Here is a 12513-nt window from a genome sequence, read left to right as displayed (position 1 = left end):
TGGAGGGGTTCCCGAGCGGCCAAAGGGATCAGACTGTAAATCTGACGGCTCAGCCTTCGCTGGTTCGAATCCAGCTCCCTCCACCACTTCTCTTTACTACCTCGTTTTATGTTCTAGTTATTCAAAAACCCATTGTAAACTCATGCCATGCTTATTTAACCAAGCACTTGCTTTTTTGTGTTCTGAATAAAATAATCCTACACGATGCCAAAATTGTGCACTGTGATTTAAATACTTTAAATGCGCTAACTCATGCACAATCACGTAGTCAATTATCCATGTAGGTGCGCTTGCCAAGTGCAAGTTGAAGGTCAGTTCACGCCTGCGGTTACAACTGCCCCAGCGACGCTTATACAATTGAATACGAATATTACTCGGTAGCTTTTCACCCATCAGCTGACAATAGTCGTTAACTCGCATTTCAATATAACTTTCTAACTTCTCATGCAAAAATTGCTCTAGCAAACCTTGATACATTTGCGTTCGATGCTTCACACGTGAAGAAATACTCAGTAACAGCGTTTGGCTTTCATTGTGCTGCTGCCATTGAGTGCGTGCTGCATTTTCAAATTGCACATTTACAGCTTCATTAAATAGTTTAATGCTATGGGTTTTGAGTGGAAACTGTCGTGTATCACCTTGAATTTGTTGCTTATGTAACTGAGCATCAATCCAGCCCTGTTTACTCAACAGCCATTCATTAATTTGTGTTTTCGTTACAAAATGGGGCGCATACACCGTAAGTTCTCGTTGTGCGACTTTAATCGCTACTGTTTTTCTTCGTTTACTTCGCTTTAAAGTGTAATCCAACAATGAATGCTGCCTAGTTATAATTAAACACTGGGCTTTATTTTACCTTGTACCATAACGGCTGATCTATAAATAATCCCTACTAAATGCCATTTTAATACCAATGCATGTAGTAATTCTCAATGAATAGTAAGTTTAGAGCTTAAAACACTTACGTTGCTGTTGTAACTTAGAGCTCAATACCTTGTGATTATTGTTGCGTTTATATTAGACTGGGTTTAAGAGTTATTATGTGAATGATTGATGCTATCTAATTTTTTTATAAACCAACCAGATCCAAGTCTAATTATTAATGGTGTATACGACCCAAGTTTAGTGACACTATCTATACTCACCGCAATTTTTGCAGCCTACTTTTCCCTGCACGTGATCGATTTAGCAAATAATACTCACTTTAAGTCTTATCGTAAGCTGGCCAATGTAACTGCAGCTTTAGTGCTTGCTGGGGGGGTATGGAGTATGCATTTTATTGCTATGCTCGCATTTTCTTTGTGCACTACAATTGAATACGATCCCACACTCACTTTTGTGTCGTTTATACCGGCTTTACTGGCGTGTACCATTGCTTTTTCTTGTTTGAAAACATATAGCACCCACCCTCGTATTATCAATTTAATTCTAAGCTCACTTTTATTTGGCGCGGGTGTTGGCACCATGCATTACAGTGGTATGGCAGCAATGCAATTAAGTCCATTACTTCGTTATGATCCAATGTGGTTTAGCGCTTCAATTGTTGTAGCAGTGCTGCTCTCTTTCATCAGCCTCTATGTACGTTTTCATTTACCTGCACACTTTAAAAAATTAACGCCGGTGCATAATCGTATTATTTGTGCGCTTATTCTGGGGCTTGCCGTGGCTGGCATGCACTATATGGGCATGGCCGCTGCGCGATTTATTGCAACCACTCCGATAATTAACGAGCAAACAAATCAATCGCACTTAACCTTTATTGCTATTAGTGTGTCGTTCGCCACGCTTTTATTAACAGCGGTGGTTGTGATCATCAATGGCATGATCCGCTACAGAATGCTGTTAGGGAAAAAATCTGCTGAAGAGTCTCGCCTTGATGCTATTTTATCAACTGCTATTGATGGCATCGTCACTATCAATATTAAAGGTACCATTTTAAGCTTTAATAAGGCCGCAGAAACGATTTTTGGCTGGAAAGATAATGAGGTCATTGGCCTAAATGTAAAAATATTGATGGCTGATGATATTGCTAATCAACACGATGCTTTTTTAAAAAACACCACAAACCATGAAGTAAAGCGTGTGATTGGCGTTAATCGTGATGTGTGGGCAAAACATAAAAATGGTCATCAATTTCCAATTCGACTAGGGATTGGTGAAGTAAAGCAATTGCAAACTGAAACACTATTTGTTGGCTTTATTACCGATTTAACTGAACAAAAAGCATTACAACAAAGCTTAATTGAAAAAGAGCGACAATATCGTACCTTGATGAACAATATGCCCGGTGTTGTATTTCGCTGCTTGTTAGATGAACACTGGAGTATGTTGTTTATAAGCCCAAGCGTCTATGAACTAACTGGTTATCGCGCTGAAGAGTTTACTGAGCAGCGTATTACCTTTGCCGAGCTGATTGTTAAAGAAGATGAAGCGGCTATTTCTTTAGCCATTGATCAAGCGGTTGCATCAACCAGTCAATACTCAATTGAATACCGCATTCGCCATCGCAACGGCAATATTATTTGGGTACTGGATCAAGCAAGTATTGTCACAGGCTCTAAAAATGATGCCCGCTGGGTTGATGGCGTTTTGGTTGATATAACCAAACGCTATGAATATGAGCAAAGCTTAAAACAAGCTAAATACGAGGCTGAAGTAGCCGCGCAAGCTAAACAGTCTTTTATGGCAAATATGAGTCATGAGATACGTACCCCCATGAATGCAATTATTGGCTTTAGTGATATCTTGATAGATAGCCCGCTTAATAAAGATCAACAGAAGCAAATAATTACTGTTAATAACGCCGCGCGTTCTTTGTTGCACTTACTTAACGATATCCTCGACTCAGCAAAGTTAGAAAAAGGCAAACTCGAAATTCAAAATGTACATTTTAACTTGCAAGAATTACTCGACAATATTGTGTCTACATTTTGGCTGGATGCAAAACGTAAAGACCTAAAACTCAATTTAAAAATAGCTGACAATGTGAATCCATTTTATTTGGGTGACGATACGCGTTTACGCCAAGTGCTAACCAATTTAATCGGCAATGCGATAAAGTTTACCGAACGAGGCCATGTTACTTTGTCGGTTACTCATAACCCCAATCATCCTATTTTATTTGAAGTACAAGACACAGGTATAGGTATTGAAAAAGATCGTCTTGAGGCTATCTTTAAACCTTTTGAGCAAGCAGACGGCACCACAACTCGCCGATTTGGTGGCACAGGGCTTGGAACAACGATTAGTAAACAGCTGGTTGAGTTAATGGGTGGCCATATATATGCACAAAGTACCCTTGGCCAAGGTAGCTGCTTTTGCTTTACTGTCGCGCTTGAAAAAGGCGAGAAAAGTCAGGTACAGACCATTAGTAAAAACGTATTTAATTTACCACCATTAAAAATCTTAGTGGTCGATGACATTGAACAAAATATTGAGCTACTCACCATTATGCTCTCACAAGCTGGACATCAGGTAAGAAAGGCTAATAATGGCTTTGAGGCCATTGAAATATTTAATCAACATCGCTTTGATATTATTTTAATGGATATTCATATGCCTAAATGCGATGGGATCAGTGCTACGGCATCAATTCGCTCTTTAGAGCAGCAAAAGCAACTAGAGCAAACCCCAATAATTGCTTTAACAGCCAGTGTGCTACAGCAAGACAAGCTAACAGCCAAACAAGCGGGTATGAATGGATTTACAACTAAACCCGTTGACATAAACCAGCTCAACTACGAAATAGCAAGAGTGCTTGAGCTTGCTATAAGCCGGTTAGAAACTGCAGATCCGATTGACTCAAAACTCCGTATAGATTTAGCTAAAGGTGAGAAAATGTGGGGCAGTAAAGAAAAGCACCTCAAAGAAGTCGCGCTCTTTTTAGCTCAGCATCAAAATAGCATGCAAACCTTAGCGACCAATAAGCTAAACGATAAACACCATGCTCAAATTCTACATAATTTAAAAGGTCTTGCAGGTAACTTAGCGCTTAATAATTTGTCTGACTTAGTTGCTCAAGCTGAAAAGCAGCGTGATATAGCTTCTTATGCCCAATGCATATTACAATGCCAACAAGAGTGGCAACAGCTAGCAGATGAATTATCACATTTACATTTTGCTCCTAAAGAGAATAAATTACAAAAAGTAACCGTGTCAAATGCTGAATTTATTCACCAATTAACGCTTTTACTTAGCCAAGCTAAACGAGCAGAGTTGGACGATACGTTATTAAGTTATATTGAGAAAATAACACCAGAACAGCATAAAAATGCTATTTTAAGCATTTGTGAACAGTTTAATGAATTTGAATTTGATAATGCAAAAATAGAGCTCAATGCATTATTAACCACACTTAATAATTAGCTCTTCTGAGGACGACGATGGCTCAATCTATAAATCAGGCGCGAATATTAATCGTCGATGATGAACCTGCGAATTTAAAAGTAATGCGCGAGGTTTTAGCGAGTAACTACCGTTTGTCGTTCGCTAAATCGGGGCCATTAGCACTGCAATTAATTGAAAACGATCCACCGAACCTCATTTTACTTGATATTATGATGCCAGATATGAATGGCTTTGAAGTGTGTAAAATTTTAAAAGCTAATCCTACAACCGCACATATTCCAGTTATTTTTGTTACCGCACTTACACAAGAGCAAGATGAATCGGAAGGTTTTTCTTTAGGTGCAGTTGATTACATAACCAAACCTATTAGTCCTGCTATTGTAAAGGCAAGGGTAAAAACACATCTTTCTTTAGTACAAGCCGAGCAGCTAAAACAAGCACATGTAGACTTAGTAGAACGATTGGGGCGCGCTGCAGAGTACAAAGATACCGATACGGGTGAACATATTGCTCGAATGAGTCAATACAGCAAGATACTTGCTTTAGCGCTAGGAATGAATGAGCAACACGCTGAGTTATTGCGCCAAGCTGCACCAATGCACGATGTCGGAAAAATAGGCATTCCTGATTCAATATTATTAAAACCAGGAAAATTAACTCCAGACGAATTTGCACACATGAAAGAGCATGCTGCTATAGGAGCTAAAATATTGGCCAACTCACCCTCCCCTTTGTTGCAACTTGCCCACGTACTGGCAATTGAACATCATGAGAAATGGGATGGCACAGGCTATCCTAATGGATTGAAAGGCGAAGAAATTTCGATTGAGGGACGGATTGTGGCGATTGCTGATGTATTTGATGCACTCACATCAAAACGTCCTTATAAAGAGCCTTGGAGCATTGAGCAAACAATAGAACATATGCAGCACCAAGCGGGAAAACATTTTGACCCACATCTAGTTGAGCTTTTTATTGGTCAGATAGACGCTGTTCTAGCGATAAAAAAGGCCCATCAAGAGCGCGATTAAATCTCCCCTTATTTGAGCAAATATTACTGCGCAAAGTGCAACTGACCCTAGCTTCTTTTGGCATTGTGAGAGCCTAAAGCTACAGCCGGAAAATGCTGTTTTATAATACGATAGTCATGGGACGTGATCTCATGGCTATTGCCACTAATATCTTTAAAATACATTGAAAATGTCACGCCATGATCAGCCAATATGGTTTTCACTTGATGCTGCTCAAGATGCTTGAGCCAAATAACAAATTGCTCCCCTGTTGCAGCAAAAGCGATTCCTTTACTACGCCCATCGCCTTCAAATAAAGCCAATCGTGTAGTGGCGTTTTCATCTTCGAGTGTTAAAGGACCTTTTCCCTCTTCATTCCAAAAGGCTAACTCCTCTACTACGGTAAAACCAAGCACCTTTTCATACCACTCAATAGCTTGGTTGAGGCTTTGAACATTTAAATGACAATGATCAATTCCCGAAAGTTTAGGTGTCATCGCGTTGTTCACCAATTTCAGATTTAAGCTGAGCTAAAAAGTCGTGCATATATGCAGTGCGTCTTTGTGCTTCGGCTTTTGCAGAAGGAGTATTCATACTCTGGGCAATATGCAGTAATTTAATAAAAAAATGATCTAGGGTGTACTTTTTATCGTCTGCTTCTCGGTTTAAACAAAATGGATCATCGGGGTTGTATAATAATCGACTAATAGAGCCGCCTACTTTCATACAACGGCTTACGCCAATAGCACCCAAGGCATCCATTCTGTCAGCATCTTGTACAATCTGTGCTTCAACCGTTTTAATAGCAATATTGGCGCTAAAACTATGTGCGGCAATGGCATGGTGAATATCATCAAATATCGCGTCATCATAGCCAATAGACGCTAAAAAGTTAATCGCTTTATCCGCGGCCATTGTTGATGCCCTTGCTCTATCTGGATGATTTTTAGCCACCGCGACACAATCATGCAACCAAGCTGCAGGCAATACAATCGCCATATCAGCCTGCTCTGCTATACATAGCTGCACAGCAACACGCACTACCCGTTCAATATGGGTAATATCATGGGCAACATCCGCATGTACTAAGGATGTAATAAAGTCTCTGCATTGCTGATTAAGTTGATGTAATGAGGGGCTAAGAGCTGAATTGTCCACCGAATTTCCAAAAATCTATTTAAACGAGTTAATAATGGCTACTTTACCGCGATTTATAAGCCCCTTGCAAAACATTCATTGTATGTTGCGCGAGCCTTGACTAAAATACAGCGCTTATTTATTACTACAGAGAAGCCTTATGTCATCTGCCGTTTACCTGCAAGCTGGTCGCGATAAATCATTAAAAAGAAAACACCCTTGGTTATTTTCTAAAGCCATCAAAAAAATTAAAGGTAAACCTGGATTAGGTGACACGGTAACCATACACGACAGTGAGGGTAAATTTTTAGCCACCGCAGCTTACAGTCCTCATTCACAAATACGTGCTCGTGTTTGGAGCTTTGACGAAAAAGAAGTGATTGATCAACATTTCTTTGAGCGTCGTCTTCGCCGTGCTTTAGAAGCTCGCAGCCATGCAATTGAAGAAGGTGGACTTACCGGCTTTAGGTTATGTGCAGCAGAATCAGACTACTTACCCGGTATTACCATAGATAAGTTTGATAATGTAATTGTGTGTCAATTACTAAGCGCAGGCGCAGAACGTCATAAAGGTGAGATTGTTGGTGCTTTAATGGCTATTTTCCCAGGCTCTACTATTTATGAGCGCTCAGATGTAGATGTTCGAACCAAAGAAGGGCTAGAGCCTATTAAGGGCGTACTTTGGGGGAGTGAACCCACTGGACCTGTCATAATTGAAGAAAATGGTTTAAAAATTGAAGTTGATATTCTAGAAGGCCATAAAACTGGCTTTTATTTAGATCAACGAGATAGCCGTGCTGCACTGGAGCGTTTTTCAAAAGACAAAACCGTATTAAATTGCTTTAGTTATACGGGAACGTTTTCTCTTTATGCCCTGCGCGGTGGCTGTAAACATGTAACCAATGTTGATGTTTCACAACCAGCACTTGATACAGCAAAGCGTAATGTTGAGCATAACAACCTTGATTTAAATAAAGTCGACTTTGTAAAACAAGATGTCTTTAAATTATTACGCCAATACCGTGAAGACGGGGTGATGTTTGATACGATCGTTATGGACCCGCCTAAATTTGCCGATAACAAGGCGCAGTTAACTGGGGCGTGTCGCGGTTACAAGGACATAAATATGATTGCGATGCAAATATTAAAGCCCGGCGGCACTTTGCTAACATTCTCATGCTCTGGTTTAATGGAACAAAACTTGTTTCAAAAAGTAGTCGCAGATGCAGCCCTTGATGCAGGTAAGGATTTACTGATCATGGAGCGCTTAAATCAAGCAGCTGACCACCCCATTGCAGGCAGCTATCCTGAAGGCTTTTACCTTAAAGGGCTTATTTGTAAGGTTTACTAAAAACTAATTAAGTAGTTAGTTAAACTCTACAATTTCAAGCCCTGCGGTTATCGTGCCATCCTCTTCTGTGCTGGCACGTATTACCTTAACGGTGGCTTTTAACGGTGCAATGCTCGGATGTGTTGATGCAATATCAACCGATAAAATTGAGTTAAGCTCTAACAAATCATCGAGTTGTAATGAAAGACCCGTTGCACTTAAATCAAGGCATGTGCCAGTGTAACTGAGCCCAGCAACAGGCTCTATTGAGGTTAACTTCGCTGGCGTGTTAACCTGCATACGTCTATAGTTTCGCTTATCTTCAGTAAACATAATTCCCTCTACACAATATTATTAATTTTTTCTCGTAGTACAGCGATAGAAAAAGGTTTTACAACGTAAGCATCACACCCTGCGTCAAAGCCTGCTTGTTGCTCAAGCTCCGACTCAAGTCCAGATATCATGACCACCGGAATGTTTTTTGTCTCTGGCGTGTGTTTAAGTATGCGACACGTATCATAACCGTCGAGTCCTGGCATACACACATCAAGCAAAATAATATCGGGCGGATTTGCAATCGCAGATGCTAAACAACTTTTACCTGAGTCAGCATAGCTCAAATCAAATGTTGATGCTAACCCTGCTTTGAGTATTTCAAAATTGAAATACTCGTCATCAACCACTAACAACTGTCGCGCTTTGTGTTTTAGTAATGAGGACATAGGTATGTCATTTCCTTCTCAAGTTAGTCCCTCTGTTAACTTACTTAGCTTAATAGAGAATAAAGAGATTATTCAATTTCTTTTATCGCATTTAACACACGTTTTGCTGAAATTGGATAAGGCGTACCTAAGGTTTGTGCAAATAAGGATACGCGTAATTCTTGCTGCATCCAAAAAATAGCCTCAACATCAGTAGGCAATGGCATTCCTTTAGGTGTTTTATTCGTTAGTTTTTTATATTCTTGCGCTACTTTTTCAAGCTCTAACACACATAATCTATCACGATTTGGGTCAACAGGTAGTTTTTCTAGGCGTTTTTGAATCGCTTTTAAATAACGAATTAAATCGCCTAGTTTGTCTGCCCCATGTTGACTGACAAAGCCTTTAAAAATAAGCGACTCTAGCTGAGACTTAATATCCCCATGAGCGGTGATCATGGTTAAATCTACACGCCCTTTCATTTTTTTATGCAGTGCATGCGCAATACTCAGTACTTGCTCAACCTGCGTAGCAATGGCCACAACGGTATCGCCTAACTCGCCGCGAATATGCTCTTTAACCGTTTCAAATGCCTCACTTGTACGAATGTCACCATATTTAACTAATAGGCTATCAACGCCTGATGCAATGCAGTCATCTATTAAATCGGCAATTTTACCAAAAGGATTAAAGTACAATCCTAATTTAGCTTTGTTTGGTAGGTTTTGCTGCAGGTATTTAATTGGTGATGGCACGTTTAACAGTACTAAACGACGTAAACCTTGCTGGTGCGCTAATTGCGCTTTTATTTCGTTATCGAATAGCTCTACTGCGGCCGTTGATTTTTTATCCACTAACGCTGGGTAGGCTTTAATTTCGTATTGACCTTGCTTTTTCACATACGATGTTGGTAACTCACCAAAATCCCACTGGGTTAAATCGGTTTTTTCTATGCCTTTGTCGGCCACTTTAGATAAGGTGTCTGTCACTTTGCCTTGAAGCTGCGCTTTAAGCTTAGCTAAATCGAGCCCACGGGCAAGAAGTTGGTCGTTTTCATCACGGACTTCAAACTGCAATCTTAAATGAGGAGCAAGGGCTGTTAAATCCCACGCCTCGGGGTCGACTCGCACGCCAGTCATGCGCAATAACCGATTACTTAGTGAGTCGATTAACGAGCCTTGTAGAGGCTCTATGGCCGCTAACACCGCATCGGCATAATTAGGCGCAGGGACAAAGTTACGGCGAAGTGACTTTGGCAATGACTTGATTAACCCACAAATTAGCTCATGACGAAATGCCGGTATATGCCAATCAAAACCACTTTCTTGAACTTGGTTTAATAGCGCAACCGGTATCTGCACGGCAACACCATCAACTGCTTGGCCTGGATCAAAATGATAAGTAAGCGGCAACATTAAATTATCTTGTTGCCATGTATCTGGATAGTCAAATTCGGTAATGCTACTTGCACCATGCTGCATGAGCTCTTCTCGCGTCATGTGCAGGTAGTGTTTGTCTTGCTGTTTTTGTGTTTTATACCACTTAATAAACGCAGCACGATTATTAATACCGTTCGGTATTTTTTTCTCGTAAAACTCAAATAAGGTTTGTTCATCAACTAAAATATCGCGCCTACGAGATTTGTTCTCGAGCACTTGAATATCTTCAATTAATTCGCGGTTATATTGTAAAAATCCTTCATTGAGTCCCAGCTCTTGTTCAACCAGCGCTGTGCGAATAAACAACTCACGGCTTACTTTTGGGTCAATATTGCTGTACACACAGCGGCGCTTATTAACAATTAATAAGCCATACAAAGTTTGTTGCTCAAAGGCAATCACTGCACCGGGCTTTTTCTCCCAATGAGGCTCTGTGTAGCTGCGTTTTACTAAATGCTGAGCAAACGGCTCTACCCAGTTCACATCAATTTTGGCATTAATACGAGCATAGAGTTTACTGGTTTCCACCAACTCAGCCGACATCATCCATTTTGGACTCTTTTTAAATAATCCCGAGCCTGGGAAAATATGAAATTGGCTATTACGCGCACCTTTATATAGCTGCTTTTCGTCTTTGAAACCGATGTGACTAAGCATGCCACTTAAAAGTGCTTTGTGAATAAGCTCGCTGTCTGCAACATTAGTGGTGGCTTTCATTTTCATTTCATTGCACACAGTGCTGATTTGATAAACGATGTCTTGCCATTCACGAATACGCATATAGGCTAAAAAGTCTTTTTGACATAACTTTCTAAACTGGCTGTTGGTCAGCTCACTTTGCTGCTCTTCTAGGTAATTCCACAGGTTTAAAAAGGCAATAAAGTCAGAGTCTGGATCGTCAAAGCGACCATGTTTTTCATTCGCGGCTTGGCGTTTTTCTTGTGGTCGCTCGCGGGGGTCTTGAATTGAAAGCGCGGCAACAATAACTATCACCTCACGCAATGCACCCAGTTTATGTGCAGTTAGCACCATTTTTGCTAAACGCGGATCAACCGGCAAACGACTTAGCTCTCGCCCAGATTGTGTTAGGCTGGTTTTTTGATGACGCTTAGCCGCTTTTACTGCTTGTAACTCTTCAAGCAATGTTAAACCATCATTAATATTTCGGCTATCTGGAGCTTGCACAAAAGGAAATTGCGCCATATCACCCAGCCCAAGGGCTAACATTTGCAAAATAACTGATGCTAAATTAGTACGTAATATTTCAGGGTCAGTAAATTCAGGACGCGATAAAAAGTCATCTTCTGAATATAAACGAATACAAATACCCGCTTCAACACGTCCACAACGCCCCATTCGCTGATTAGCACTGGCTTGCGAAATAGGCTCTATAGGTAAACGTTGCACTTTTGTGCGATAACTATAACGACTAATTCGCGCTGTACCCGGGTCAATAACATAACGAATACCAGGTACTGTTAGCGATGTTTCAGCGACGTTGGTAGAGAGTATAATATGGCGGCGCGAATGCGGCGCAAAAATACGGTTTTGCTCAGCGTTCGATAGCCTTGAATACAAAGGTAATACATCTGTGTGTTTTAAATTACGCTTGCTTAGTGCATCGGCGGTATCGCGTATTTCTCGCTCACCATTTAAAAAGATCAGTATATCGCCAGGACCTTCGGCGCAAAGTTCATCTACCGCATCAAAAATCCCCTGAAGTTGGTCGCCTTCGGCTTCCATATCTTCTTTTTGAATATCACTAATTGGGTTATAGCGTACATCAACTGGAAACGTTCTTCCTGATACTTCAATAATAGGTGCATCATCAAAATGCTTAGAAAAGCGCTCAGGGTCGATAGTTGCTGAGGTGATAATAACTTTTAAATCGGGGCGTTTTGGGAGTAAATTTTTAAGATAACCTAAAATAAAGTCAATGTTTAAGCTACGTTCATGCGCTTCATCAATAATAATGGTGTCGTATTGATTTAAAAATCGGTCTTGTTGTATTTCAGCTAATAAAATACCGTCTGTCATCAGCTTAATGTAACTGTTATTAGATACCTGATCGCTAAAACGAATTTTAAAACCGACTTGCTGACCAAGCTCACATTGCATTTCTTCTGCAATACGGTTGGCAACGCTGCGTGCTGCTAAACGCCTTGGTTGGGTATGACCAATATAGCCCTCAACGCCTCGGCCTAGCTCTAAACACATTTTAGGTATTTGTGTGGTTTTGCCTGAGCCAGTTTCACCAGCAATGATCACCACTTGATTATTAGCAATGGCCTCTTTAATGGTGTCTTTTTTTTGACTAACCGGTAATTGCTCAGGATAAGTAACTTTAGGTAGCCCAGCTAAGCGCTGCTCTCGAAGCGTTTGACTACGACTAATATCAGCCGCAATTTTTTCAAGCGCACTGGTAAGTTTTGCCTCGTCGGTGATTTTTTTAACGCCGTGAAGACGTTTTTTAAAACTGAATTGATCTTTTTTTAAGCACGTTTTTAGCTCGCCAAATAACTGACCTAGGTTTACCACCTGCATACCTT

At 40.5% G+C, this 12513-nt stretch carries 9 protein-coding genes and 1 tRNA gene; 4 read left to right on the top strand and 6 right to left on the bottom strand.

Going from position 1 to position 12513, the window contains the following annotated elements; translation table 11 throughout:
• The first annotated feature begins 1 nt into the window (after position 1).
• Positions 2-86 (top strand) — tRNA-Tyr (locus AN392_RS16015).
• A 31-nt stretch (positions 87-117) separates the two neighbouring features.
• Here the strand turns inward: AN392_RS16015 and AN392_RS16010 are convergent.
• The gene (locus AN392_RS16010; protein ID WP_055013258.1) at positions 118-810 is read right to left on the bottom strand and encodes a M48 family metallopeptidase; all 693 of its coding nucleotides are present in this window, start codon (positions 808-810) and stop codon (positions 118-120) included.
• Positions 811-1053: 243 nt separating this feature from the next.
• Here AN392_RS16010 and AN392_RS16005 point away from each other — a divergent pair, with 243 nt between their 5' ends.
• The gene (locus AN392_RS16005; protein ID WP_055013257.1) at positions 1054-4365 is read left to right on the top strand and encodes a PAS domain S-box protein; all 3312 of its coding nucleotides are present in this window, start codon (positions 1054-1056) and stop codon (positions 4363-4365) included.
• A 17-nt stretch (positions 4366-4382) separates the two neighbouring features.
• Positions 4383-5378 (top strand): two-component system response regulator, encoded by a 996-nt coding sequence (locus tag AN392_RS16000; protein WP_055013256.1) that lies wholly within the window; start codon positions 4383-4385, stop codon positions 5376-5378.
• Positions 5379-5425: 47 nt separating this feature from the next.
• Here AN392_RS16000 and AN392_RS15995 read toward each other — a convergent pair whose 3' ends face one another.
• Positions 5426-5854, bottom strand: a complete 429-nt coding sequence (locus AN392_RS15995; protein ID WP_055013255.1) for a VOC family protein — start codon at positions 5852-5854, stop codon at positions 5426-5428.
• Positions 5844-6515, bottom strand: a complete 672-nt coding sequence (locus AN392_RS15990; protein WP_055013254.1) for an HD domain-containing protein — start codon at positions 6513-6515, stop codon at positions 5844-5846. The genes AN392_RS15995 and AN392_RS15990 overlap by 11 nt, the downstream gene beginning before the upstream one ends.
• A gap of 139 nt (positions 6516-6654) precedes the next feature.
• Here AN392_RS15990 and AN392_RS15985 point away from each other — a divergent pair, with 139 nt between their 5' ends.
• Positions 6655-7845 (top strand): class I SAM-dependent methyltransferase, encoded by a 1191-nt coding sequence (locus tag AN392_RS15985; RefSeq protein ID WP_055013253.1) that lies wholly within the window; start codon positions 6655-6657, stop codon positions 7843-7845.
• 15 nt (positions 7846-7860) lie between these two features.
• Here the strand turns inward: AN392_RS15985 and AN392_RS15980 are convergent, their stop codons facing one another.
• The 3 genes from AN392_RS15980 to hrpA all read right to left on the bottom strand — a co-directional run bounded on the left by AN392_RS15980 (position 7861) and on the right by hrpA (position 12502).
• Positions 7861-8157, bottom strand: coding sequence for a PilZ domain-containing protein (locus AN392_RS15980; protein WP_010388503.1), 297 nt, complete (start codon positions 8155-8157; stop codon positions 7861-7863).
• A gap of 8 nt (positions 8158-8165) precedes the next feature.
• Positions 8166-8546 (bottom strand): two-component system response regulator, encoded by a 381-nt coding sequence (locus AN392_RS15975; protein ID WP_008113026.1) that lies wholly within the window; start codon positions 8544-8546, stop codon positions 8166-8168.
• 68 nt (positions 8547-8614) lie between these two features.
• A complete protein-coding gene (hrpA, locus tag AN392_RS15970) occupies positions 8615-12502 on the bottom strand; it encodes an ATP-dependent RNA helicase HrpA (protein ID WP_200908291.1) in 3888 nt (1295 codons plus the stop codon).
• Positions 12503-12513 lie beyond the last annotated feature (11 nt).

This window comes from Pseudoalteromonas sp. P1-16-1b, assembly GCF_001401785.1.
In the GTDB taxonomy this organism is placed as follows: domain Bacteria; phylum Pseudomonadota; class Gammaproteobacteria; order Enterobacterales; family Alteromonadaceae; genus Pseudoalteromonas; species Pseudoalteromonas undina.
The sequence above is the reverse complement of the archived record's forward strand: the minus strand, read 5'-3'. Positions and strand labels throughout refer to the sequence as shown.